This is a genomic window from Haliscomenobacter sp. (genome assembly GCF_965225875.1).
Lineage (GTDB): Bacteria > Bacteroidota > Bacteroidia > Chitinophagales > Saprospiraceae > Haliscomenobacter.
Genome location: NZ_CBDDBS010000002.1, coordinates 430,476 through 456,807, shown reverse-complemented (window position 1 = coordinate 456,807; position 26,332 = coordinate 430,476). Strand labels below are relative to the sequence as shown.

Genomic DNA, 26,332 nt, shown 5'->3' with positions numbered 1-26,332 from the left:
TCTGAACTCATGAATCGGCCAGGAGCTGGTGGTAAACCTCCAAACCCTGTGCAGTTAAATGTGGGGCCAAGGTAGCAAAAAACAGTCGAACGTAGTGCTTGCGTTTGTAATCTGAATCGCCATCCAGCATGATTTCGGCACTTGCCATCCAATAATCGCCAATCAAAGAGGCTTGCTCAATCCAGTCCTGGAATTGGGCCGGGTATCGCTCGGGTTGCACCCAGCCACCCGCTTGTAAGGCTGCAATGAGGGGAAGAAACTGGCTTTGGCGCACTTTGGCCAGTTCCCGGAAATGCTTTTTCAGGGGCTCGTGCCTGCGCATGATGTCCGCAAAATCCAGCATCAAAAATTTGTAGCGCTGGAAAATGGAGAAAGTATGCTCGATGGAATGGTAGGTAAATGGCAGGTTGATGCCCTGGGTACTGGCCAATTGCATACTTTCTGCAATCAGTGCATCCAGCTCCTCTACGAGCCGAAAATACAGGGCTTCTACGATTACATCTACATTGGCGTAATGGTAACTCAGGTTGCCAGGGCTCATGTTTAGCTGATCTCCAATGCTGCGGATGCTTACCTGAGCAACCCCCTGTTCATTGAGCAATTCCAGCGCTTTTTCGAGAATCCTTTCTTTCGTTTTTGACATTTCGGGAAAAATATTTTTAGAACACTTGACCTAATCGTGCAAAGTTAGTACATTTGTTCTAAATTTAAAAACACCTACCGACTCATGAAGATCAACATTATTGGTGCAGGCATTGGCGGACTTACCGCGGCCATAGCACTTGAAAAAAAGGGCCATCAGGTTGAATTGTTCGATGCCGCCGCGGCACTGCGCCCAATCGGGGCAGGCATCATTATGGCCTCCAACGCCATGCAGATTGCCCGCAGATTGGGGTTCGCAGATGGAATTGTCCAGGCTGGTAACGTACTCGACTACTTTGGCGTTGCAGATCACCTAGGGCGGCCTTTACAAATGATGAACATCCAGGCCATTCGGGCAAAATTTGGTGAACCCAGCGTGGCCATCCACCGGGGGCAATTGCAACAGGTTTTGCTGCAACAATTGCCCAATACTACCATTCACCTGAACAAAAGACTTCAATCGATCCAACAAGTTCCTGGGGGCAAAGTAATAGCTTTTTTTGAAGATGGCAGCCAAGGCGAATCCGATTTATTGATCGGAGCGGATGGGTTGCGCTCAGCAACTCGGAAAGCCATTTTTGGTGAAAAACCACTGCGGTACTCTAGTCACACTTGTTGGCGCGGCATCATCGAACACCAGTTCGAAGCCCACCATGAGGCCAAAGAATTGTGGGCAAAAACGGGGGGCAAAAGGGTAGCCATGATTCAAGTAGCACCCAACAAGGTTTATTTTTATTATACCGAAAAACACAAGCCAGGCTTTAAGGTATCTACAACTGATCAGCTCAGTTATTTGCAGGCGCAATTCAGGGAATTTCCGCCTATGTATACCGAAGTGATCACCAAAGCCAAGAATTCCGAAATTTTTCATGATGACTTGTACGACCTCAAGCCGCTCGCCAAATGGCATCAGGATCGGGTTATGCTGTTGGGTGACGCCGCCCACGCCACTACACCCAATATGGGACAGGGCGGTTGTCAGGCCATTGAGGATGCCTGGTATTTGGCGGAATACCTGGAGCGTTACAACAATGTCTCGGAGGCTTTTGCTGCTTACGAACAATTCCGGCGGCCCAAGGTGAATTTTGTGGTGAATACTTCCTTTATGCTTGGGAAAATAAGCAACTTGGGAGGTAGTTTGGGGCATCGTTTGCGGAATTGGGTATTGTCGGCTACGCCGAAGAAGATGGGTGAACGGCAGATGGAGGCTTTGTTTAGGTTAAGTTGAAAAGTTGAAATGTTGTCGTCTGAATCTAAGTTTTATAAAGGCGAAGCGACAAAAAGTTACATCCAAGCAATAGCGCCAAATGAGTTGACCAGCGGCAGCGCCGCCAAACGTCTGTAGGGGAAAGGGAACGAAGGTAGATTTTAAGGTGCGTAGCACCGCAACAGAAGAAAAGTTGCGGTGCTACGCACCTTAACTGCACTGCGTGTTCTAGATACTACAGACGTTTGGCGGCGCTGCCGCTGGTCGTAAACACTAAATATTGAAAATTGTACAACCGTTTACCGCAAACTCATATCCCGTAGCTTCGGCGCCTTCCACCACGTCGTCAACACCACCACCAAAGTCATACTTCCTCCAAAAATGACGGAAGGCACAAGCCCCATGAATTTCGCCGCCAGACCCGACTCAAAGGCTCCCAATTCATTCGAAGATCCAATGAACAAGGCGTTGACTGCCGAAACCCGGCCCCGCATTTCATTGGGGGTATACAACTGGACGATGGTACCTCGGATCACCATGCTGATGTTGTCAAAAAAGCCGGTACCCGCCAGCATCAGCAGGGAGAACCAAAAGGATTTAGAAACAGCAAAAAGAATGGTACAAAGGCCAAAACCAGCCACGGCACCCAGCAGTATTTTCCCCGTATTGGCCAAGGGTGGGCGATAGGCCAAAATCCAGGCCATGATGAAAGCCCCTACTGCGGGAGCTGCGCGCAGCGCGCCAAACCCTTCGGGACCCACCTCCAAAACGTCTTTGGCAAAGGCCGGTAACAAGGCTATAGCTCCCCCAAATAAAACGGCAAACATATCTAAGGCCAGGCTAGCCAGGATGATCTGGTTTTTAAATACAAAATCCAAACCCGTACGGACGCTGACCAAAAAACCTTCGCGGGGCATCTTTTTTCCCTCCGTTTGTTGAGGCGCATGTTTGCTGGGAACCAATAAAATAAAGCCCAATCCCGTCATGGCTAAGGCAGCTGCCAAGGCATAACTTGGCCAGGCACTGTGGCTCGTGGCGCACAAAAGTCCTCCAACTGCGGGGCCGCCAATCGAGGAAAGTTGCCAGGTCATGGTATTCCAGGTGGTGGCATTGGTGTACAATTGGGGGGGAACCAGTTGCGCAGCAAAAGCTGTCTGCGCTGGGCTCATAAACCCTCGGATCAGGCCGGTCAGCCCAATGATGAGGTAGATGGGTGTAGCACCGTATTCATTAAGTACCTCAGGAAATTGATGGGTAATCAGGTACAGACTAAAGGCACAAATGGTATACAGACTGATACACGTAATCATGATTTTGCGTCGATCAAAGATGTCGGCAATGTAGCCACCAATCAAGGTCACCAGCAAAAAAGGCAAAAACTCGGCCAAACCAATCAAACCCAACGCAAAGGGTTCCTGGGTTATTTCATAAATCTGCCAACCCACCGTTGGCCCCAGTACATTTACCCCGAAAGTAACCGCCACCCGGGAAAAGAGGTAGTTTCGGTAATCGGCAATTTTGAGTACCTCGTAAGCGTCCTTTGGTTGCGATTGTGCCATGTGTTTTTGTGCCTGTTGGAAAGTGGGCACAAGATACGGTTCTTGAGCATCTCTGGTAAATCCCACTTACTGCTTTTGCAAATACTGCCGGGCAAAGCCAATTTTATCCACAATTTTGACATCTATCCGCACATCTGGAACAATTCCAGTTTGATTGTACCCTTTACCCAAATGCACTGCATCGTTTAGGCTGTAAGTTGGATAGCCAAAAAAGATACCCTGGGTTTCGCAGCCCAAACTGACCATGTTGATGTTGTTGTAATCGACCACGCCACCCGTGTTTTCACCCATCGTGACGACCTTGCTGCTTACCCCTTTGGAATACAAAATGAAGGTTTCGGCGGCACTCATGTTGCCCCGGTCGGTGAGGATGACTACTTTTTTGAGTTTGGAAGGCAAGGGCTTCAGTTCAAGTGGCCCAAATGCCGGACCCTTCACCATTTTGCCCATTTCTTCCTGCATGGCTGCCACCACTGGAGCATAGGGGTCATTGCTGCGGGAGGTAGCAAATTTTTTAAAATAGTCCAGGTTATCAGCTGAAGCGATGGCAAAACCGACTTGACTCAGAGCCGGTTTTTCGTAGTACAAACCCAACAAATCGAAATAGATGCCATTGCCTCCGGTATTGCCCCGAATGTCGATGATGAGGTATTCCGTTTCGGTCAATTCCTTAAAATGCCCCATCACCACTGCATCAAACTGTTTTTTGTCAATCAGGAATGAAGGGATGGTAAGCAATATCGTTTGATCATCCAGTTTTTTGACACTCGGTAGGGTAGGGTCATACAGCGGAGCATTTTTATCCAATAATTTCCCCCAGGTAAAGCCACCCCAGATGGATAAGAGTTGATTGTCTTTGTAAGGCGTGATTTTGACGTAGCGCGGGGCATAGGCGTTGGTGTAGTAGAGGCCTTCCCATAGTCCATTGCTGAGGCTTACGCCCATCTTGACTTCACCAGCTTTGCTGCTATCGGGAGCTTCAAGCACGACTGCAACATGACTGAAGGGGATTTTTGGGTTGCTGTTTTTAAGGATGGCGAATTTGGAAGTTCCATCCGTCCAGTAGCCTTCGATACCCGTTTTATTGCCAGGATTGAGCTTTTGTAAATCGACTTTTTGAGCCTTAATCAGCGCTTTGGAAGCGCTCAATTCTGCCTCGGGTAACTTCGGAAACTCAGTTACAAAGAGGTGCCCATCTTTAAAAAAACTCAAAAAAGCCTGCATGAGTTTGGCACAGCTGTTTAAAGGAGTTTTAGCTGCCAAGGCTCGATACTGGAGTTTCCTGGCTTGATAGCTTGGGCCAATTTTGTCCTTGGTCAGGTGATAGGCGATGTAATTGGCTTCCAGTTTTTGGTACATGCGCTCAACATTTTCTGCACAGGTGCAGGGATCGGCTTGTGCAAAAAGCATACTGCTGAATGCCATCATAAGGCACAATGGGAAAAATACTTTCATGGTATAAATGGTTTTAGAAACAGCGTAGAATGACGATAGAGCAGGCGAGTATGGCGTAGACTAAAATGTTGACTTAATAGTTACAGCTAAAGACAGATTTTTTTGATCGAGGATTGCAGATAGAAATAGTATTTTCGTGCATTAACCGAATAAGACATGAAAAACCTGATCTTTTTGCTCTTCCTGAGCATCGCTTCGCTGGCTAATGCCCAAAATGCAGAAACGGCCAAACCCAAATTGTACAATCCCGCTGCGGATGCCAAAGCCGACATCGAAGCTGCGGTGAAGCAGGCGGCCAAAGAGGGCAAACACGTGTTGCTACAAATTGGTGGCAATTGGTGCGGCTGGTGCATTCTTTTTCACAACAAAGTGACTACCAATGACACCCTCAAAACGGCCTTGGAGAAAAATTTCATCCCTTACCATTTGAATTACAGTCCGGAGAATAAAAATGAAGAAATTCTGGCATCACTTGGTTACCCTGAGCGTTTTGGCTTCCCTGTATTTGTAATTCTGGATGGTAAAGGCAATCGCCTACATACCCAAAATAGCGCCTATCTGGAACAGGGCAAAGGCCACAGTACGGCTGCTGTATTGGAGTTTTTTAACCATTGGTCGCCAAAGGCGATTGATCCGAAGACGTATCAGAAGAAGGGGAAGTGAGTGGAAGCTAGACTAACAAACATTTTTATTTTTTGCCACAAAGGCTCAAAGGCTCAAAGGCACAAAGTGCAAATTTTCTGATTAACCGGACTTTGTGTCTTCGTGTCTTTGTGTCTTTGTGGTGAATAAAAGGTGTAGTCGCATGATAGAAACATTACCTTAAAGCCTTGATTTTTTGAATAGTGTATTTCTTTTTTCTATCAAAATTACCATCAAAATCCCCAAAGTATAAGCCAATATATCCTGCCACTCAAATGAGCTGCCAATGATGATGCGCGCAGCTCTGGAATGTTGTAATCCCAACACTTCAACAATGCGGAAATATTGCAACAACTCAACGGTATAGGCGAATACCAAAACGCCCAATGCCGTAGGCACCACGGGTGTATTCAAAAATGATTTGACGAAGCAATAAATCAGGATCACCACCAAAAAATCGCCGATGTAAGGGCGAATGAATTGATCGTGAACGAAGAGGGCAATGAGGACTTCGGTGACGAAAAGCAAAATGGTATAAACAAAATACCTGGGATTGAATTTCATTAATTTATGCATTAGGTGTTAAACATTCCCGATTGATCTCTCCAATTTTCCGGCACCCCGCCAAACGCATGGTCAACTCAAAATCGGACATCAAATGCCGCAACACCTGATATACGCCCTGTTGCCCACCCAAGGTAAGTCCATACACATAAGGCCGACCCAAACCAACCGCATTAGCACCCAACGCCAATGCCTTGAACACATCCGCCCCGCCGCGAATACCACTGTCAAGGATTATGGGCACTTGTTTGTTGACAGCCGCTACAATCCCTGGTAACGCCTCAATGGCGCTGATGGAACCATCTACTTGCCGACCTCCGTGATTGGACACTACGATGCCATCCATCCCATAATCCAGTGCTTTGCGGGCATCATCCGGGTGTAAGATGCCTTTAAGTAAGATGGGGAGCTTTGTGTGCTCGCGCAGGAAGGCCAGATCCTCCCAGGTGATGGCTGGATTGGAATAAGTTTGGACAAAAAGTTGCACGGCAGCCATGGGACGACCTGAACGCAATTTGCGTAAGAACCCTTTGCCGGGATATCGACTCACACTGCTGACCAAGCCCTTGATCAAGTCCAAAGAAAGGGGAGGTCTAGCTGGTGCTGCCCCCGGATTTTGCAGCTTTTCATCCAACATTTTTTGAAACACCGGATCGGAAGTATACTGGGCAATACCTTTCCCTTCCAAAAAAGGCAGATAGGCCAATTCTAAATCCATGGTGCGCCAACCGAGTAGGGTCGTATCCAGCGTAAGCACGATGCCACTGCAACCACAAGCCTCAGCTCGTTGGACAAAACTGGCCACGAGGTCCCGATTTTTGGACCAATACAATTGAAAAAAGCGGGGGCTAGAGCCCATTGCTTCAGCACAGGTTTCCATGGGTACGGAGGCCTGATTGGAAAAAACGTAGGGAATGCCCAGTTCAGCGGCGGCCCGTGCTACGGCCAGATCGGCCTCGGGATGCACCATTTCCAAAACCCCAATTGGGCAAAGCCAAAAGGGGGATGGTGTTTTTTGTCCAAATAACTCCGTTGAAGTGTCGCCTTGCTCCACATTGCGCAACATCCGGGGTACAATTTTCCATTGCCCAAAGCCGGAACGATTGCTCACTACCGTGTCCTGATTGCCAGCACCACCCACAATGTACCCAGCTGCCTGGGGGCTCATTTTTTGGATGGCCGCAGTTTCCAGTTTGTTCCAGTCGGGGTTGATGGTATCTTTTTTTCCGGCAAATCCATTGATGTAGATTTTGGATTGCCAATCGATGGCTTTGTGCATGGTAGAGCTTGGTTAAACGGTAAAGCTCTAAAGTAGAAAAACCTGGGCGTTTGGTGTGGTTTTGGAACGAACTTTTTGTGCTGACCTGCGTATATTGGAGATGATTCGGCTGTGCTACAAAATCGGTTTATGCAAAAAATATGGATGATTCCGGATTGTAGAGACGCACGGCCGTGCGTCTCTACGGTGCGTTGCCCTCGATTTTGTTGGGCCCTCAAAGGATTCTTGAAGATAGACGGTATGAAAAAATGGATTTATGTTTGTTTGCTTCTCCCTTTCCTGTGGCAGCAGGGTTTTGCCCAGGAAAGTGACCTGGATCGATTAGGTACCTGGAACGTGCTCAATGTTAAAGCTGACATCGGCGAACGCTGGACTATTTTTGTAGAGCCTCAATTGCGCAGTCTGCGCTGGTACGATCATTTCCACTACTACGAAATCAAGGGGGGAGTGACTTACGATTTGAGCAAGACCTTCAGTCTGACTACCGGCTTTGGGCGTTACGATACCTACCAGGAAGGCGGCGATTTTGTCACCCCCAAAGCCAACAACGAAATCAGGACCTGGCTGCAATTGCAGATGTACCAATACCTCAATCGGATCCGCTTTGAACACCGTTACCGCGCTGAACAACGCTGGACGAGCAATGGTTTTCGCAACCGGTTTCGTTACCGCTTCAATACCTTGATGCCGCTCAATGCCCCAAAAGTAGAGCCCGGTGTTTTTTTCCTGACTGCTTCAGATGAGTTATTCCTGACGGATCGGGCACCCTATTTTGAACGCAACCGCTTTTTTGCCGGGATAGGCTACGAATTTTCTCCCCTTTTTACCCTTCAATCGGGTTGGATGAATCAGTTCGATTACCGCATCAACGATGAAACCGGGCGCAATTTTTTTCAAATCTCTTTTCTTTTTGAACTGCAGTGGCAACAAGCAAAACGAACCACCCGACCCGATTCGATGAATTAAAAAACAAGATTACATATACAAGCTGCGCACAAAGGATTATTTTAGCCCGAAAATAAGATGCATATGGCGACGGGCACCGCAATTGTACTATCTGGAGGAATGTTGAATGAAATCAATGCTAAAACCACGCATGGACTGTTGCGGGGCAGTGAACGCTTTGAAATTTTGGCCGTAATTGACACCAATCACGCGGGCAAAGATGCAGGAGAAGTAATGGATGGCCGCCCCTGTAATATACCGGTATATGCCACAATTGACGAAGCGCTACAAAAGGTAAGTGTACTACCTGATTTTTGTATTGTTGGGGTAGCGACGATAGGTGGTGTATTGCCTCCGAGTATCCTTGACGAAATTCGCGAGGCTTTGATGCACGGCATTTCGATTGTGAATGGCTTGCATGATTTTTTGAGCGAAAGGCCAGACATTCTAAAACTTTCCCAAGCCAATGCAGCCATGCTGATCGATGTGCGCAAGCCCAAGCGCCGCGCTGAATTACATTTTTGGGAAGGAAAAATTTATCAAGTTACCGCGCCAATCGTGGCTGTAATGGGCATGGATTGTGCCACCGGCAAACGCACCACCGCCCGTTTTTTGCGCGATGCTTGCCGGGCGGTAGGCAAAAATGCCCACATGATCTACACCGGGCAAACGGGTTGGATGCAAGGTGGAGAGTACGGTTTTATTTTTGATTCTACGCTCAATGATTTTATCTCAGGGGAGCTGGAGCACGCCATCGTGTCTTGTTGGGAGGAAACCCAGGCGGACATCATTTTCCTGGAAGGGCAGTCGGCTCTGCGCAATCCAAGTGGGCCGTGTGGGCCGGAGTTTTTGATTTCCGGCAACGCCAAAAAAGTGGTGCTGGTAGTGCCGATAAAGCGGGAGTTTTATGATGATTTGCCGGAGTGGGGGAGGATTCCTTCGGTGGAGAGTGAGATTGCGTTGATCAACGCGTATGGTTCTGAGGTGGTTGCAGTGGCATTGAATACGCAGGGGGCAACGGGGGAGGAAATTGAGGCGTATCGGAAGGAGTATGAGGGGAAATTGGGGGTGCCGGTGGTAGCGCCGCTAGAAGAGGGGGTGGGGAGGATTGTGGAGATTTTATGAGCTAACTATTGTGTTTTATGAAAATTATTTGGATATTTGAAAAAATGAAAATTATTACGGTAAAATTATTTGACTACTTCACTTTTGGACCGAACTCTGTATCTAATACTGCTCTATTTAAATATACACGCTAAAACTAAAAAGTAATCTCGAATGACTCTATTTGAGTTGATTGGTGATTATTTAACCAACTAATTCCAGTGAAATGTTTAACGTGCACCTAGCTGAAGGCTATCCCTTGCCTTCGGAAACCCTGAAAGCTGTAAATGAAAAACTATCCAATGATATAGTTATTGGGGAACTTCATGACAACAGTTCACTTCAAAATCAGCTAAAAATAGAAAAGCCTATTCCACAGTTGAAAGAGAGGCTAAATGATCATTCGCTCCAACTTCGACTGTATGAAAATATGCTGCATGAGGTCATTAAAGCAGAAATACATGGCGTTCTGACAATTGCTTGCGATCCATCCATTCGAGAGCGCTTATTGGAATTATTGCATACATGTGAATTGGGGCAGACTTTTATTGATAAAAATTCTAATAATTTATTTAAGCTCTTACACGAAACCGCTTTCCGATTTAGTAGATACTTACATTCTGAGGCAGAAGAGAAATATTTTCATTGGGATATACCCGAAATGCTCAATGATATAATCCTTACCTACGAGCAAAAATACGAACTACTTTTTTTTCTAAGAGAATGTTTGAATAATATTCGAAAGCACTCAGAATTTACTTATGCTAGCATTCGAGCTATGTACACGCCGACTAATGATCGAGTAATACTTTGTGTTGAAGACAACGGGGTAGGTATACCCCATCAACTAGGCTTATCCAAAGATGTACTTAATCTTCGAAGCGATACATTTGCAACTTTTCTAGAACAGCTTGATTCCTACCGAAGATGCGGAATAGTGGAACTGTACCGTAAAACTTTAGAGATCAAAGGCCAATTGGAGATATACTCCTGTTGCAATACAGGTACCACGATAACACTTAGTTTTCCTCTAAACCCTTAGATTCTAAAAATATGGTAATCTTTTTTGAAGACAGTGATTATTTCTTCCAGTTGGAAGCCGTTTTCCAGGAATACAAAATTATCGCAAAAGGTTGGCGTAATTATGACCAATTGAGTGAACATATACGTATTTACCAACCTAAACTTGCTCTTTTGGACATAGAAATTGGGAAAAACAAAGAAGCAGGCCTGGAAGCTCTTCAACTCATCAAAGATCGTTTTCCCCGATTGCGCACTATTGTGTTGAGTGGCTACCCTGAGTACGTATTGAGGGCTTTTCGGATAGGAGCCGATGGGTACTTGCTCAAAGAAGATATTGCTCACTCCATGGAGTACATTCGTGAAGTGATTGGGGAGGTAAAAGAAGGAAAAATCTGCATGTCCAATGAGGTCCGCAGGGTTATTGTGGAGGCTCTGGCTCCCTACGAAAAGGTAGACCTCAATACACGTGAACGACAAATCCTTTGTTTGGCTGCGAGCGACAAAAGTTGCCCACAGATTGCCCAAGTTCTGAAACTGACCCCTCAAACGGTGGAAACCTACTTTAAAAACATCAAAGGTAAATTGAACTGCCATACCATCCAGGGACTTGTGGCCAAAGCACTTCGCAATAATTTGATCCTTATGGAAGAATTTATATCCTGAATCCAGGAGTGGAATTTTTCGGAATCCCGATATTGTAAATAAGTTACTTGACAATATAAAATTTCAGTTACTTCTTTGCACTAAGATTAAAATTTTGAAATTCTCCCAGTACAATGATAGACATTGCCCTCAAACTCATCAGTGCCGAAATGAATGCTGCCAATGTAGCCAGTACCCCTAATACGGTAGTTCTGGCAAATGTGGCAGATCTTGAAGATCCAGGTGCTGGTTTTGAAGGTGATGTATTGCTTACTCTAGTCAACATCGAAGAAGAAAGTACGCTCAAAAATTTGCCCGCAGCTATTAAAAACAGTAATGGCTTTGTAGAATACCGAAACCCCCCAATCTATCTGAATTTGTACCTGCTCTTTGCCTGCAATCAGCCCAACACCCATTATGATCGAGCCTTGCATCAGTTGTCAGAAGTTATTCGCTTTCTTCAAGGTAGGAGAGTATTTAAACTGAGTAGTTCTTCAGTTTTTACGCCTGATCGTAATGAAATAGACTTTGAAGACTTGGAATTGAGTCTCAACCTGTACACAATGACCTTTGAACAGATCAACCACTTGTGGGGCTCCCTAGGTGGAAGACAAATGCCATTTGTAATGTATAAGGCTCGATTAGTAGCTCTTGACTCACGCCGTCCTCTCGGCACAGGCACCTTGATTGAAGAGATCAATACATTAGAAAATGCTGACATCTCATGATTCCTGGCCTAAAACAATCAAGCACTAAACATCCAATTTATGCGAAACATTGTCTTCAGACGGCTTTTTGAACTTCGAGTCCTCCATGCTTATTTTCTCGATAACCGGAAGTGGAGTGGAAAACCGCAGGAGCGATTTTACGATCATCCTGTAGAAGACCAGGCCAGTTTGTTGACTGAAAAATACGACATTCAAAAAGATCTTTACCTGCAACCAACCCGACAAACCGCTCAACTCATCGACGCTATGCGTTTGCGCTGGCGTATGCTACCTACAGGCTTGGTCGTTGGTATTGAGGTAAATAAAATCGGGAACAGGTTTTTCCCTCGATTTCCGATTTCAACAGACAAGCTTACTTTTAGCTTCCTGATCAAGGTTCGAAATGCCTATTGGTATAATTTTACCAATCATGCACTGAACCTGCCCTGGCCTGCAAAATACCATTTTACGAACCAGATTGCCTCTGGAGAGGTGAAATCTGCACCATCCCTTTCCAATAATCCACCAGGTTTTGTGGCCAATTCACATCGAACTTGGGATATGGGAGAACTCAGGATTCAAAACAATCAACTACAATATGCCACAAAAATAAACCCAACAGACAGTGATTTTGAGCCAGTAAATGCTGGTAAACCCAATTACCGTTGGGCCAATACTTCGGATCGGCGCGTACTGCCCAAAAACTTCGAATTTGTTTTTGATGAAAAATCCAAACCTGTTGACAATGTCACTTTCAGACTTGTAAGAATGAGTGATAACGTAGAGCAAAAGGTCATAAATCAAACTTTTAGTACTCCGCCGGATACCTTTCAGGTCAACTTCAGTGATCAACCTAATGATTGGTACCAGCTCGAAACGCAGGTTAATGGAGAAGATTTTGGACCAAGCCAACGTATTCTGCTAAGCGATGAGGTGGCAGGATCTGATGTATTTGGCCTTGTTGAAATGGTTCATGACGCAGGACTACCTGATGAATTTAAACTTTTTGAAGATGATGGGGCTCTACGCATTGCAGAAGATCCACTTCAACCCAATCGTTGGCGGCCACAGGCTGTCTTTGACATTCGCCTCCTCAGCAGGCCTACTTACTGGAGATATCAAATTAAAGGCAAAGTACCTTCGGCTACACCTGTTCAGTCGTTGGGGGCAAAAACGCTGCAAACCCGCTTACCTCGCTACCTCACTCAAAGCACTCAACGGGTTGTTTTGGATGGGGGGGCCACGCCGCCTTTTTTACCGGGCCCGGATAATCTGAACCTACATTTTGATAGGAACCGAAGAGAATATTTTTCAGAAATCTTTGTCTCACTTTAAATTAAAAACAACCACTCGTCATGGCAGTATACAGAACACCAGGGGTATATATTGAAGAGATACCCAAATTTCCACCTAGTGTGGCACCAGTGCAGACCGCTATTCCCGTATTTATCGGCTACACCGAGAAGGCGCGTTTGGATGGTCGCGATGTGTTCATGGAACCACAACGTATTTCCTCTCATCTAGAGTACGTAGATATTTTTGGCCTACCACAACCTGAAGAAAATCTAGTAGTCACCATTGATAATCAACGAGATGGCGCGGGCAATATAACCAGGGAAGCCGTAACAGCTGATTTTGACTGGGCCAACAACCTCTCTCCTTCAAGGCACGTAATGTATTATAGTTTGCAAATTTATTTCGCCAATGGAGGAGGGCCTTGCTGGATCATTTCTGTTGGAGCTTATCTACCTTATGGGGAAACCCTTCCAGTAGCAGGACTTCAACAAGGACTGACTAAAGCCCGAGAACTTGACGAACCAACCTTAATCGTATTTCCAGAAGGACAAGGGATGAGTGTAGGCGAATACCATGGACTAATGCAAGAAGCCCTACTTCAGGCTGTAGACCTAAAGGATAGATTCGTCATAATGGATATTCATCAAACAGGTCGTGGATTTAGTCGCACTCAACAAACGCTTGAGGCAATTCAAGAATTTCGTGATGGTGCTGTTGGTGGCATGAGTGTTGGTGAACTCAAATATGGTGCGGTTTATTTCCCAGGTATTCGCTCAACTGCTGATTACGAAGTCAATAAAAACAGTACCATTATCCGCCGCTTTAATAATGGACAGCCAGCGTCGGAAGAAGCCTACAATGATTTGAATAACCGGGATAAATCCAAGGCAGATCTGGCGATTCGCAATATGTCCATCTATCTGCCGGCATCACCAGCTATGGCTGGCATTTATGCTCGAGTGGACAATACGAGAGGGGTTTGGAAAGCTCCTGCTAATGAAGGAGTTGTAGCCGTTGATGGCATCAATGTCAATCTCAACGATCAACAGCAAGAGACACTGAATGTCGACGATGGCAACGGCTTGTCCGTCAACGTGATCCGGAAGTTCGTTGGTCGAGGCATCAAAGTCTGGGGAGCACGTACCCTGGCTGGCAATGACAATGAATGGCGTTACATCTCGGTACGTCGTTTTTTCAATATGGTAGAGGAATCGGTGAAAAAATCCACTTATCAATTTGTTTTTGAGCCCAATGATGCGAATACATGGGTACGGCTTAAAGGAATGATTGAAAACTTCCTTTTGCTACAATGGCGGGCAGGGGCTTTGCAAGGCTCTACCCCTGAAAAAGCTTACTTTGTAAAAGTTGGACTCGGAGAAACCATGTCAGCACTGGATATTCTGGAAGGGCGTTTGATCGTGGAAATAGGTATGGCCGTTGTACGCCCTGCCGAATTCATCATCCTGCGCTTCATGCATAAGTTGCCGGAAAGCTAGACATGGAAATTGACATAAAAATCGGTTAGTCAGCATTTTACCTAACTATCATTTTAAATATTTGAAAAATGAGTGGATCAACTCAAAACGTGGCGGAAGAATTCACATGTAAAGATACCTACAAGCATGTTGGTACAATAAAGGAAGAATTCCTTGCACCGCCTTCCGAAAAAAAGCTTTGTGAACCTGAAACACCTGAAAAAGGCAAGCGCCGGAGGTTTAGTAAAGCTGCTGAAGATGAAATACTAAATGGGATTGCTGCCTCTAGTGGAAAGATACCTATCGCTTTATCCAATGAACAGGTGCAGCTCAACAATTACCACCTCAAAGTTGAAGACCAAACCAATATTGGATTGTTACTTTGTGGTGCCCTGAATACCCAAGATGCTTATGCCAACTTGAATTATTGCTTGGCTCTCACCCTAGTTTCTGAAAGTGCAGAACTTCCAAAAATCCTTTCCGAACTGACTAAGCTTGCTGCAAGTTCTGGAGGCGAATTTCCAAAAATTGCCGAGTTAATCAAAAAAACTTATGATCAGATTTGTATAACTGATAAGGCATTCAATTCCATGAAGGCTTGCATTGACAAGGTTTGCAACAAGGAAGATAAGATAACCCTTAAAGATGAATTAACTCGCCTTGATGATTTGGAAGATTGTTTAAAAAAACTCAAAACTCAGGCGGAGGAAGCTGTTATGTCAGTGATACAAAGTGCTTCAATTTTTGCCCAACACAATTTACCTAACCTTGAAAGTGTGATAGCTGAAATTAAACCTCAAGCAGAAAGGTTTAAAAAAGACGTTGACGAAAATGCAAGTGCAGCTAGTAAAAGTGCTGCCGAGTGGCAAAAGAAATATGCTGAATCTATTACTTCTATTGCTCAGGCGCACAGCGAATATGGTAAAGCTAGCTCAGCTAAAACAGGCAAAGAATCAGCCTATTGCTTTATTGATCAAAGCCGTGCTGAGATGAAAAACCAAAAAGCTGCCCTACTTGAAATATTTGACCCCACGAACAAAAATGCCACGAGCAATCCACGAGAAGGAAAATCTGGAAAAAGCAAATAACCATCCACTTTATTCACTCAAAGGCCGACTTCGTTTCGGCACCAATCCATCGCACAATGGAAAGTGAACTGACCATAACTAAATACATTAACGATCTCAAGAACGGTAGGGATACCGCTGAGCGCGTTTATCAGGTGCGCAAATCTCTTTGGGAACGTGCCATAGCAGCTTATTCTAAAGCCCAAATGGTGGAAGGTGCACTTAAAGCCGCCTGCGACCGCATAGAAACTACAGTTGATACTGCAGAGGCCATCAACAATACCCTCATTCGAGCAGCTAAAGCTGGGCATAATGTCTTTCAAAACACAAATAAAGCCCGGCAAGCAAGCGAATTGCTTAATTACGAAATGATGGATATCCTTTGCCAGGCAGAAGTTTTTGCTAAAAAAATGGACAAATTTAGAATCGATGTACTTGCTAAACTTGGAGCCGACAAACCAGTAGCCACTTGCATTGACGATCTCATTAAAACCCTTGCTGACATAAGCAAACATGCTCAAGAAGGATTGAATAAAACTTTATCAGGGGTTAGTGTGATTCATGATATCCAGGCTGCTATTGCTGATAATTGTGGTATTAATGCTCGCTTACTTAGTTTGACAGCGCAACTCAAAACTTGTGGTATGAAAGACAACCAATCACAAGAAGAGCTAGATCTAGGAAAAGAATATGTATGTACTGTTCCTGATATTGGTTCAATGGAGGATAAGGATTGTGGTAACCAGTACAAGGCTTACACTTTAGCTGTATTACCAGTTTGCAACCATGACTTTAAATCAAGCTTCAACAAGTACCGAAACGAGACCAAAAACAACTTTGATAAGGCAAAGAAAAAAAGCGAAGCTGCATTAGCTTGGTTGAATTGTACTGCAGAGCAGAAAAACCTTGCCGAGGCCAATTTTAACGCTTGCAAAGCTGCTTACGACGCTGCTGTTGCTGCTAAAAAATGTTGAATCTAATTTTTCATCTATTTCCTTCAATAACACATCATGGCTGTATACCCATTGCCAAAATTCCACTACCAGGTAGACTGGAATGGCACAATCATAAGTTTTTCAGAAGTATCTGGCCTTTCAGCTGAAACTGAGGTGATCGAATACCGCCACGGCGATAGCCCGGAGTATCACAAGATCAAAATGCCAGGCATGCAAAAATTCGGCAACGTAACCCTCAAACGGGGGATATTCAAGGATCGTAATGATTTCCACGATTGGTGGAAAGAAACCCGGATGTTTCAAGAGGGCAACAACGTGGGCTCCTTGTATCGTCGTACGGTTACCATCAGTATCCTCAATGAGGAACATAGTCCTATTGTTACCTACAAGCTTACCAATGCATTTCCGACAAAAGTGCAGCCTTCTGATCTAAAGGCAGATGGCAACGAAGTGGCCATTGAAACCCTTGAGTTGGTACACGAAAAACTGGAGATTTCGTATCAGGCTTGATTGCCCTAATCCAAAAAATTCATGAGCTACTATCCTTATAGCGGATTTTACTTTAGGGTGAGCTTTGAAGGGCTTTCAAATGGCAACAATGATGTTTCTTTCCAGTCTGTCAAGGGCCTTGAGGTACAAGTCGAAACAGAAACTTTCAAGGAAGGTGGCTTGCTTTTCAACGAACACGTTGTTCCGGTTAGGGCTAAATGTAGTCCTTTGATCTTGGAACGTGGTGTTTTTAAGCCTGAAAACTCTGCCATTATCGGCTGGTGCAAAAAGGCTTTACTGGAATTCGAGTTCCAGCCCATTACCATTACGGTTTCGTTATTTGGTGAAAACGGGAGCGCGCTGCTCACTTGGTCTTTGCGTCACGCCTGGCCTAAAAGCTGGAAAATCAAAGATTTAAATGCTCAGCAAGGAGAGGTGCTCATTGAAACCTTGGAGATCAATTACAACGCATTTAGTATTAAACCTTAATCTCAATTGAAACAATGCCCATCGAAATCAGGGAACTCAACATCAAAGTGAATATCAGCGAAGGTGGAAGTGCTTCAGCAGCACCATTAGCAGCACCTGAGGGCGGGAATGCCGGTACAGGGGCTAATGATCAACAAGATGCCCTCATTGCCATGGTTATTGAAAAGGTTTTGGAAATACTGAAACGACAAAATGAACGATAACCATGAGCCTTAGAAAGATAGTCTTAATTGCTTTTGGTGATGAAACCTTGGCCCGATCCGAATTAGGACGCTTTACCATTCCTATTAATCCGGAATCATACACCAGGAAACACCAGATTCATCTGGAAAACTCACAGAATCCAGGTAGCCAGTCTAATAATGCGCGTCATGGCAGTACTCCCGTAGAAGAACTGCGTTTGGAATTCATTTTTGACAATACCAATACCATAGAAGGCAATTTGCTCAATGGTACTGAGGTGAGCAAACAAGTAGAGGATTTTTTGAAGCTAACCTATAAGTTAAATGGGGATATTCGGAGACCCAATTTTTTAAAAATCATCTGGGCCAATGATTTTGTATTTGATTGCCAATTGGCGGAAGCTTCTGTCAACTATACTTTATTCAAACCAGATGGGACTCCGTTGCGCGCCAAAATCTCTGCGACATTTAAAGAACACAAAGCTCCATTCATCCGAGTACAAGAAGAAGGCAAGGTCAGTGAATTGGGCAATGCAGTAGCAACCGTTTCCCAAAATGGTGAACGAGTAGCTAACGTAACTCAAAAGGCCTACACTGCTGCCAATAGTTTATTGCAGGTGGCCAAGGCCAATGATTTGGTCAATTTTCGAAAAACACTCAATGAAGCGTCCCAATTAGTGCTTCCTGCAATCAATCAAGCCCAGAATGCCCTACAAGGAGGAGTGGCACAGGTACAAAATGCAGCCAATCAAGCGAGAAATGCAGCACAAAATGCAGCCAATACTGCACAAAATGCAGTGAATCAGGCAAAAATTGCTGCACAAAATGCCTCTGGAGCTGTGCAAAACACGGCAAACCAGGTCAAAAACGCTGCTCAAAATGCCGCTCAAACCGCACAAAATGCTGCCAATAGTGCTAAAAACGCAGCAGAACAAGCTAAAAATGCCGCTCAAAATGCTCGAAATACCGCCCAGAATACCGCTCAAACAGCCCGAAATGTTGCTAACCAAGTGAAAAACCTTTTTTAACAACTAAATTGGAAAGATCAAATGCCGGATCCCCAAGTCATACCCTCTAATGCAGTAGCGGGCGTCGTTTCGACCGAAATACTGATTGATGGCAACCGAATCCCTGAGGTGATTCAGGTACTTTCCATTAGTATTCATAAGCAGGTCAACCGAATTCCCAGCGCTACTTTAGTAATTCGAGATGGAAGCACTGCTGCAGAAACTTTTGAGGTTTCGGATGGTGACTTGTTTACGCCAGGTAAAAGTATAGAAATAAAAGGCGGGTATGATGGCAATAAAACTACACTTTTTAAAGGGATCTTGATTTGCCATTCGATCAAAATCCGGGAAAATGCCCAGTCTTTCCTCACTATTGAGTGCAAAGACGAAGTAGTTCGACTTAGTCTGGGGCGAAAAAATAAATACTTTACCCAGACCAAGGATAGTGATGTAATGGGTGAACTGCTGGGATCATTGGCTGGAGATATTGAGGATACCAATGAAACCCATGATGAACTGGTTCAACACCATACCAACGATTGGGATTTTTTATGTATGCGGGCTGAAGCTAACGGAAAATTGGTAATAGCCGATGATGGTGTTGTAAACATTAAAGCTCCTGTTACAGAGGCGGCGGCACTCAGCATTCGATTCGGGGCCACTATCCTCGAATTTGAAGCAGAAATGGATGCTCGCAACACCTGGCAAGCAGTAAAAGCAAGCTCTTGGAATTATACTCGTCAGGAATTGGAAACTGCCGAAACTACAGATGTAGATTTTGATGACCTGCAAGGCAATTTTTCTCCCCAAGCACTTGCAATTGCGGCAGCTCCAGAATTTTTTGAGTTAAGGCACAGCGGTCAGTTATCCTCTTCCGAAACTGAAGCCTGGGCCAAAGCAGCCATGCTCAAAAGCCGAATGGCTAAAATACGCGGAAGGGCAAAATTTACTGGTTTTCCTGGCCTTAAACCAGGAAATTGGTTGGGCCTGGAGGGAGTGGGTAGTCGATTTCAGGGCCGGGCATTTGTTTCTGCAATTCGACATGATTTTTCAGGAGGGAGCTGGTTCACCCATGCTCAATTTGGTATGGAGCCAACCTGGGCTGCAGCTCGCGCCGAGGTCGGAGATTTCCCGTCTGGTGGCCTACACAATGGTGTGACGGGACTTCAAATTGGAATTGTTGTGCAGTTGGAAAATGACCCAAATGGAGATCACCGCATTCTGGTCAAGTTGCCTACCCTAGACAATGACGCCCGTGGGATTTGGTCAAGGGTGGCCTGTTTGGATGCTGGTAATGAACGTGGCTCTTTTTTCAGGCCCGAAATTGGAGATGAGGTGGTGGTAGGTTTTATCAATGGAGACCCCCGGGAAGCAGTCGTTTTAGGGCAACTGAACAGCCAGGCAAAACCGGCACCTATCACCGCATCCGACGACAACCACATCAAGGGTTTGTACACCCGCAGTAAAATGAAACTTCAATTTGATGATGAAAAAAAAATCATAACCATCGAAACACCAGGTGGGAATAGTATCGTGATTGACGAGGACGACCAAAGCATTACCCTTAAAGACCAAAACAACAATAAAATTAAGATGGGTACGGATGGCATTGAGATGAGTAGCCCCAAGGACATCAAAATCAATGCTCAAGGAAAAATTGAACAAAAGGCAACTCAGGATATGAGTATCGAAGGGATGAATACAAACATTAAGGCCAACACCGCTTTGGGCCTCAATGGGCAAGCGAGTGCATCCCTGGAATCCTCCGGAGTTGCTAAAATCCAGGGCAACCTGGTTAAAATTAACTAAGCAATGGTTCAAAAAGACAATATCGTTCTTAGATGGAATACTGCGCTGCTCTCAGCAGTCAGGACCTCGGCAGCCAAACCACCGGCAGTGGCACGCGCCATTGCTATGCTCCATAATGCCATGTACGATGCCTGGGCCCATTTTGATGCAGTCGCACTCCCGGTGCGTACCGAACGAATGCGACGTGCACCATTGGCTATGCGAAACGATTTCAATCGGGAAAAAGCACTGAGTTATGGAGCTTTCCGTGTGTTGGTAGATTTGTTTCCGCAGCAAAGCCCCACATTTAAAGGAATCATGCAAGAGTATGGTTTTGACCCTGACTACCCAAACTATTATGATGATACTACTCCACCCAATGATGTTGACTTAAATCCAGGCATGATTGGAAATACTGCTGCAAGAGACATTTTGGAGTATTACCATCAGGATGGATCCAATCAACAGGGTAAATATGAAGACCTGAATAAGGATTACATTCCTGTTAATGAGCCTCAGTTTGCTCCCGTGAAGAACATTAACCACTGGCAAGCTCTGCGCGATCCCAAAAGTAATGAAGCACAGCAGTTTCTTTACCCCCACTGGGGTTGGGTCAAACCTTTTGTATTTAATCCCAAACGCGACTTGTCAGGCATTAAAAAGCCGATACAATATCCTCGCCCTCTACCTCTTTCGAGTGATGATGACCTGGAACAACTTACTCAGGAAGAAAAGAATGCCGCAATTGCTTTTGAAAAACAATGCCATTTGGTACTTGATTACAGTGCCAATCTGAATGATGAGACAAAAACCATTGCGGAATTCTGGGCTGGTGGTGGTGGTACAGAGACCCCACCTGGTATGTGGTGTCTAATGGCCAGGGCTGTTTCTCACCGCGACTGTCATGATTTGAACCAAGATGTAAAACTCTTTTTTGCTTTGGGAATGGCCATGTTGGACGCCAGTATTGCTTGTTGGTATCTCAAAGTAACGAGGGATTACTGCCGGCCAATTACGGCCATTCACACCCTTCTTGAAGGTCGTGAATTTTATTTTTGGGGTGGACCATTTCAAGGGAAAGTTTGTAAACCTGCTGAAACATGGTTACCCTTTCTACCTACCCCTCCCTTTGCGGAATATGTATCAGGGCATAGCACCTTCAGTGCTGCTGGTGGCACTATTCTGAATCGCTTTACTGAAAGAGACTATTTTGGCCACACTGTGCATATTCCTGCCGGGAGCTCAAAAATAGAGCCAGGGGTAACTCCTGCTCAGGATATGAAACTCCATTGGGAATATTTTTGCAACGCTGTGGAACAAGCAGGTATCTCCCGGGTAATTGGAGGGATTCATTTTATGGATGGGAACCTGCAAGGTCAAAAACTTGGTACTCAAATCGCCAAATTGGTCTGGGAAAGAGTACTGGAGTACTGCAATGGAACTTATCAGGAAATGCCTGAATATTGTTAAATTATTTCAGCTCAAATTGAAAACCTTATGCCACCAGCAGCAACCATTGGAAGTATGCATGTCTGCCCGCTTAGCAATCCCGGACCTGTTCCCCATGTAGGGGGCCCCATTATCGGACCAGGCGCCCCTAACGTTTTGATAGGTGGACAACCAGCTGCAGTACTAGGAGATATGTGTGTTTGTACAGGCCCCCCAGATAGCATCATCAAAGGATCAGGAACAGTGCTATTCGGTGGGAAGCCAGCAGCTCGTATGGGTGATTCCACTGCTCATGGTGGTACTATCGCGGTTGGAGTTCCAACGGTGATAATTGGAGGATGATAGATTTTTAATTTATTTATCATTGATAAACATTTTTTTATGGGTGATTTTCTTGGAAGAGGTTGGGCTTTCCCCCCTAGTTTCGATGCTGAAATAGGGGGGATACAACTGGTGGAAGCCCAGGAAGACATCCAGCAAAGCATAGGAATCTTACTTTCCACAGCTTTGGGTGAGCGGGTCATGCGCCCAGATTTTGGCTGCAACCTCAAGGTATTTCAGTTTGAACCCATGAATAGTGGCTTTTTGGCTTACATGCGTGATCTGGTATACAAAGCTCTGGTTTTACATGAGCCACGCATAAGGGTCGATAATATTCAAATTTCATCCGACGAACAATTGGAGGGCAAATTGCTCATCATCATTGATTATTTCATTCGGAACACCAATAGCCGCAACAACTTTGTATACGATTTTTACCTGGAAAGAAACGCTTAAAAAATCAAACTCCAAGCATGCGCGTAAACTTTGGCATCGATCATCCACTTCAGCGCGACGGCAATAGCCAGTCTCAGCGAGAAGTTCCGGCTCAAGCTCCGGAAACTGCGCCTGTTGATGGTCGTCAGGTGCCTGATTTGTTATACTTCTGGCTGAGGCTGTCCAGGGTTTTGTTGCATTGGAATTTAGACGGCCGAGTGCGGGATTGGATGGTTTTTTTTGATAAAAGTGTTCCTTTTAAACTGGCTGAAATTTATCAGGAGCAACCTGAAAAGTGGTGGGCAGGTTATCAGGAATACCGAAATCGTGCTGATCAGGGAGGTGGGGATGCGCTTGAACTATTACTTTCTTATTTGTTTAATGCCTTTTTTCAGCATCAAAACTGGCATCAAATTCTACAACATGATTCCACCGAGGTGAGCCGTACCGTTCGTAACCTCAGTGTTACTAACCTGCATTTCGTTTTAGAGACCTTTGTTGGAATTTACAATACGCTTTATCAGCGCTTTGGGGTTAAAGTAAACCCGCAAAGTAGTATTTTTTTTAACATCAATGCGCGCCAGGAAGTTTGGCAGTTTGAGAACGACGATTGGAGCTATCTGGATCCGCTTTTGAACGGAAAAATTGGTAATCGAGAAACGATTCTTCCACATGTTTTACCGCGCTTAGATAGTATCGCTGAAGTGTTGTATAAATCCAGGATTGCCATTAGGGATGCCTATGGAAATTCCGATCCTGACTGGGAAAGCCTTATTGCCACGGATGCTGAACACCAGCCTCATATTGGTTTGATGCTGGCATTCTTAAGAATATTTCGCATCGTTCAGGGTGATTTTAATGCACTAACTGAACGTCACCTTCAATTCTTTTACCGCCAGGTTTTGCAACTCACCGAGCAGGAAGCAGTACCAGATGCTGCCCATCTCAGTCTTCAGCTTGCCAAGCATGTAGATACTTATAAAATTGAGCAGGGAACTAGTTTTAAGGATGGAAAGGACCTCAACAAGGCTGAAATTGTCTTTTCTGCTACCGAAGAAACGGTTCTTAATCAAGCTTCAGTTGCAGACATACGAACCTTGTTTTTCCCAATGCCGCCTGGTCCTTTAAACGATATATGCCCACCAGAAGTGGCACCTGCCAAGCAAATCCAATTAAACATTCCTTTTTTGAAGAAAAATCTGACCAAGGATTTTTCACCTTTTGGTAATGAACATGGGGATAAAGGACGGATGGGTTTTGTTTTGGGTGGGCCCGTATTGCAAATGACGGAGGGCAATAGAATAATAAAACTTCAACTGGTTTTTGATACAGATGCTGCTAATCTGCCAAGCGAAAAGGACTTCAAAGACTTCTTAAGTTGTGAAATTACGACTGAGAAAAATTGGCTGGCCTTAAGCATAGATAGTGCTATCCCTACTCCTCAGGGTTCAAAAACTTTGGTAGAAATCAAATTTACCGTTGGACCGGATAAGGATTCTATCGCACCGCTTAAAGAGGTCAAACTCAATCCCTATGGTAGTGAATATCCGTTGTTAAGAACCCAAATAAACCTGGATGCGCCTGGATACAGTAATTTTTATGGTAAATTAAAATCAAACACGCTTAGTAAAATCAGTCTACTTACCGAAGTCACCGGGCTTTCTAAAAAAGTTATCTTGAGTAATGACGAAGGCCCTATTAATGTAACCAAAGTCTTTCAGCCATTCGGGACCCGGGCACAACATCGCTTTTATGTACAACACCCTGACCTGGAAAATAAATCAGTTTCTCTGCTCAATTTAAGATTGACGTTTGATGCTGGTTCAACCCGTGACCAGTTAGTAGAAGTTTATCGAGCGTACAGTGGACCAACTGATTTCGATCGTACCACGGTTGATCTTGATTATTGGATGGTTAATGCTGCACTTGAAGAAAAAATGCCAGCTTTGAAAACTGGGCAACTCCTTTTTTCTGGCAATGATAATGCTCAGTCAAATACACTTCAATTGCTTGCTAACCCTCTTACCTTTATTAAGGGTGACTCTATTGGGATTAAAATTGATGGGGACCCGTTTGTACACAATCATTTTCCGTTAATTCTTGCCAGACAAGCAGAAGCGGCAAGAAAATTAGGCTCTAATTCGATCACTGTCGAACCTTTGGCCTGGTATAAAAAAACTGATGGAGGAGGGTTTGAAACTGGAGAATCCCTTTCAGTTCCATTAAACGCGGTCAATTACTCTGTTCCATTCCCGGGGGTTCCTCACAACCCTACAGTCCTTGGTTTTTCTTTGGAATACCATGCCAATCAATCTATACATAAAATCATTCAACTTCTGCCCTTTGATGACAGTACTGAAACCGTTAAAATAGCGGATAAGGCCAATTCGACTAAAAGTGATATACCTTCCACAGTAACGAGTACCTTATTGCCTTTCATAAAGGATGAAGGTCACTTGTATTTGGGATTAAAAAACGCTCCAATTCAAGGGAATGTAGCTCTGCTTTTCCAGGTCAATGAATACACAGGCAATTCTGATCTCAAATTACCCGCCTTGGAATGGTCGGTACTTAAAGCTGACAACTCCTGGAGGGTGTTACAAAAAGACATCGATTTTAGTGACGATACAGAGGGTTTGGCTCAGGCAGGTATCATTCGTTTTGAACTACCACCGGAAGCTGCTCGAGCGGGTTTCAGCGTTCTACCAGAAGGCCACACCTGGTTGCGGGCAAGGGCAATGACCCACAGCGCGGCATTTGATCGGTTGCTGGGGCTTCATATTCAAGCTGTTAAGACCGTTTTTACCCCAGAGCCTAACAACGACCTGGACAGATTAAATCAAGCCTTGCCGGATGGAAGTCTGAAAAAAATAGTGGTTGATACCGCCAATATTGCCAAAATTGAACAACCCTACGCTACATTCGGAGGAAAAGCGCCAGAAAGGCCGGAAAATTTCTACCGCCGCATTGCCGAACGACTGCGCCACAAAGGCCGTGCAGTGAACATTTGGGATTACGAATACCTAGTTCTAGAGGCTTTCCCACAGATATATAAAGTAAAATGCCTGACGCATACATTGGGTCTCCCAGGAATGAAATATGACTTTGAATTCCTCAATGGCAAAGTTACCCTAGTAGTAATTCCGAATGTCAGAAACTTACCTCTATCACAACGTGAAAAACCAAAGGCAAGCCAGAATCTATTGGGTGATATTCAGCGATTTTTGAAGGATCGAATATCGCCCTTTGTATGCCTTCAGGTACTCAACCCAAGGTACGAAACCATTAATGTGAACTTTGAGGTAAAGTTCCGACCAGGAAAAGACGATGCCTACTATAAAAAAGTACTGGAAGAAGAGATCAAAACCTTTCTCTCGCCCTGGCGGGCTGATGAGCCTGCCGAAATTCAGTTTGGAGGAGAAGTCTATCGCTCCAGTCTGATCGACTTTTGTGATAGCCGTGAATACGTCGATTTTGTCCAGAATTTTCAGATGATTGGTAAGCAAGTTAACGGTTCAAAACCTGACGAATACCGTGTAGCGTCCCTTACTGCTCGTTCCGTACTGACAGCTGGAGATATTTCCATCAGAACCTTCTAATTTTTACAAT

The 26,332-nt window shown here is 44.9% G+C and carries 25 protein-coding genes; 20 read left to right on the top strand and 5 right to left on the bottom strand.

Annotation, left to right across the window (positions count from 1 at the left end; genetic code table 11):
• Positions 1-7 precede the first annotated feature (7 nt).
• Positions 8-643: a TetR/AcrR family transcriptional regulator gene (locus ACO08K_RS04805; RefSeq protein WP_421795265.1), complete on the bottom strand. Its 636-nt coding sequence runs from the start codon at positions 641-643 to the stop codon at positions 8-10.
• Between the two features lie 84 nt (positions 644-727).
• Between ACO08K_RS04805 and ACO08K_RS04800 the strand changes: the two genes are divergently transcribed.
• Positions 728-1,870, top strand: a complete 1,143-nt coding sequence (locus ACO08K_RS04800; protein WP_421795264.1) for an FAD-dependent monooxygenase — start codon at positions 728-730, stop codon at positions 1,868-1,870.
• Positions 1,871-2,148: 278 nt separating this feature from the next.
• Here the strand turns inward: ACO08K_RS04800 and ACO08K_RS04795 are convergent, their stop codons facing one another.
• Together ACO08K_RS04795 and ACO08K_RS04790 are read right to left on the bottom strand one after the other, a co-directional pair.
• Positions 2,149-3,408, bottom strand: coding sequence for an MFS transporter (locus ACO08K_RS04795; RefSeq protein WP_421795263.1), 1,260 nt, complete (start codon positions 3,406-3,408; stop codon positions 2,149-2,151).
• 66 nt (positions 3,409-3,474) lie between these two features.
• On the bottom strand, positions 3,475-4,863 hold the full coding sequence (locus ACO08K_RS04790) for a S41 family peptidase (protein WP_421795262.1): 1,389 nt from the start codon (positions 4,861-4,863) through the stop codon (positions 3,475-3,477).
• Positions 4,864-5,019: 156 nt separating this feature from the next.
• Here ACO08K_RS04790 and ACO08K_RS04785 point away from each other — a divergent pair, with 156 nt between their 5' ends.
• Positions 5,020-5,526 carry a thioredoxin family protein gene (locus ACO08K_RS04785; RefSeq protein WP_421795261.1) on the top strand — a complete coding sequence of 169 codons (507 nt, stop codon included), beginning with the start codon at positions 5,020-5,022 and terminating at the stop codon, positions 5,524-5,526.
• A 159-nt stretch (positions 5,527-5,685) separates the two neighbouring features.
• Here ACO08K_RS04785 and ACO08K_RS04780 read toward each other — a convergent pair whose 3' ends face one another.
• A complete protein-coding gene (locus tag ACO08K_RS04780; RefSeq protein WP_421795260.1) occupies positions 5,686-6,069 on the bottom strand; it encodes a DUF2809 domain-containing protein in 384 nt (127 codons plus the stop codon).
• Positions 6,070-6,073: 4 nt separating this feature from the next.
• A complete protein-coding gene (locus ACO08K_RS04775) occupies positions 6,074-7,348 on the bottom strand; it encodes a lactate 2-monooxygenase (protein ID WP_421795259.1) in 1,275 nt (424 codons plus the stop codon).
• A gap of 240 nt (positions 7,349-7,588) precedes the next feature.
• Here ACO08K_RS04775 and ACO08K_RS04770 point away from each other — a divergent pair, with 240 nt between their 5' ends.
• The 18 genes from ACO08K_RS04770 (at position 7,589) to ACO08K_RS04685 (ending at position 26,322) form a co-directional block, all read left to right on the top strand.
• On the top strand, positions 7,589-8,314 hold the full coding sequence (locus tag ACO08K_RS04770) for a DUF2490 domain-containing protein (RefSeq protein WP_421795258.1): 726 nt from the start codon (positions 7,589-7,591) through the stop codon (positions 8,312-8,314).
• A 63-nt stretch (positions 8,315-8,377) separates the two neighbouring features.
• Positions 8,378-9,418, top strand: a complete 1,041-nt coding sequence (locus ACO08K_RS04765; RefSeq protein ID WP_421795257.1) for a DUF1611 domain-containing protein — start codon at positions 8,378-8,380, stop codon at positions 9,416-9,418.
• A 205-nt stretch (positions 9,419-9,623) separates the two neighbouring features.
• Positions 9,624-10,439, top strand: a complete 816-nt coding sequence (locus ACO08K_RS04760; protein ID WP_421795256.1) for an ATP-binding protein — start codon at positions 9,624-9,626, stop codon at positions 10,437-10,439.
• An 11-nt stretch (positions 10,440-10,450) separates the two neighbouring features.
• On the top strand, positions 10,451-11,083 hold the full coding sequence (locus ACO08K_RS04755) for a LuxR C-terminal-related transcriptional regulator (protein WP_421795255.1): 633 nt from the start codon (positions 10,451-10,453) through the stop codon (positions 11,081-11,083).
• Between the two features lie 113 nt (positions 11,084-11,196).
• Complete coding sequence (locus tag ACO08K_RS04750) at positions 11,197-11,790, top strand: DUF4255 domain-containing protein (protein ID WP_421795254.1); 594 nt, start codon at positions 11,197-11,199, stop codon at positions 11,788-11,790.
• A gap of 39 nt (positions 11,791-11,829) precedes the next feature.
• A complete protein-coding gene (locus tag ACO08K_RS04745) occupies positions 11,830-13,104 on the top strand; it encodes a hypothetical protein (RefSeq protein WP_421795253.1) in 1,275 nt (424 codons plus the stop codon).
• A 20-nt stretch (positions 13,105-13,124) separates the two neighbouring features.
• Positions 13,125-14,561 carry a phage tail sheath family protein gene (locus ACO08K_RS04740; RefSeq protein ID WP_421795252.1) on the top strand — a complete coding sequence of 479 codons (1,437 nt, stop codon included), beginning with the start codon at positions 13,125-13,127 and terminating at the stop codon, positions 14,559-14,561.
• Between the two features lie 68 nt (positions 14,562-14,629).
• Positions 14,630-15,628, top strand: a complete 999-nt coding sequence (locus ACO08K_RS04735; protein ID WP_421795251.1) for a hypothetical protein — start codon at positions 14,630-14,632, stop codon at positions 15,626-15,628.
• 56 nt (positions 15,629-15,684) lie between these two features.
• Positions 15,685-16,581, top strand: coding sequence for a hypothetical protein (locus tag ACO08K_RS04730; protein WP_421795250.1), 897 nt, complete (start codon positions 15,685-15,687; stop codon positions 16,579-16,581).
• Between the two features lie 36 nt (positions 16,582-16,617).
• On the top strand, positions 16,618-17,073 hold the full coding sequence (locus ACO08K_RS04725) for a phage tail protein (protein WP_421795249.1): 456 nt from the start codon (positions 16,618-16,620) through the stop codon (positions 17,071-17,073).
• Positions 17,074-17,094: 21 nt separating this feature from the next.
• Entirely contained in the window at positions 17,095-17,541 is a 447-nt protein-coding gene (locus tag ACO08K_RS04720) for a phage tail protein (RefSeq protein WP_421795248.1), read from the top strand.
• Between the two features lie 14 nt (positions 17,542-17,555).
• Complete coding sequence (locus ACO08K_RS04715) at positions 17,556-17,744, top strand: DUF5908 family protein (protein ID WP_421795247.1); 189 nt, start codon at positions 17,556-17,558, stop codon at positions 17,742-17,744.
• A gap of 2 nt (positions 17,745-17,746) precedes the next feature.
• Positions 17,747-18,751, top strand: coding sequence for a hypothetical protein (locus tag ACO08K_RS04710; protein WP_421795246.1), 1,005 nt, complete (start codon positions 17,747-17,749; stop codon positions 18,749-18,751).
• 21 nt (positions 18,752-18,772) lie between these two features.
• Positions 18,773-20,539: a type VI secretion system tip protein VgrG gene (gene vgrG / locus ACO08K_RS04705; RefSeq protein WP_421795245.1), complete on the top strand. Its 1,767-nt coding sequence runs from the start codon at positions 18,773-18,775 to the stop codon at positions 20,537-20,539.
• Between the two features lie 3 nt (positions 20,540-20,542).
• Positions 20,543-21,988 (top strand): DUF6851 domain-containing protein, encoded by a 1,446-nt coding sequence (locus ACO08K_RS04700; RefSeq protein WP_421795244.1) that lies wholly within the window; start codon positions 20,543-20,545, stop codon positions 21,986-21,988.
• Between the two features lie 27 nt (positions 21,989-22,015).
• Positions 22,016-22,309: a PAAR domain-containing protein gene (locus ACO08K_RS04695; RefSeq protein WP_421795243.1), complete on the top strand. Its 294-nt coding sequence runs from the start codon at positions 22,016-22,018 to the stop codon at positions 22,307-22,309.
• A 39-nt stretch (positions 22,310-22,348) separates the two neighbouring features.
• Positions 22,349-22,744, top strand: a complete 396-nt coding sequence (locus tag ACO08K_RS04690) for a GPW/gp25 family protein (RefSeq protein WP_421795242.1) — start codon at positions 22,349-22,351, stop codon at positions 22,742-22,744.
• A gap of 17 nt (positions 22,745-22,761) precedes the next feature.
• Entirely contained in the window at positions 22,762-26,322 is a 3,561-nt protein-coding gene (locus tag ACO08K_RS04685; RefSeq protein ID WP_421795241.1) for a baseplate J/gp47 family protein, read from the top strand.
• The last annotated feature ends 10 nt before the right edge of the window (positions 26,323-26,332 follow it).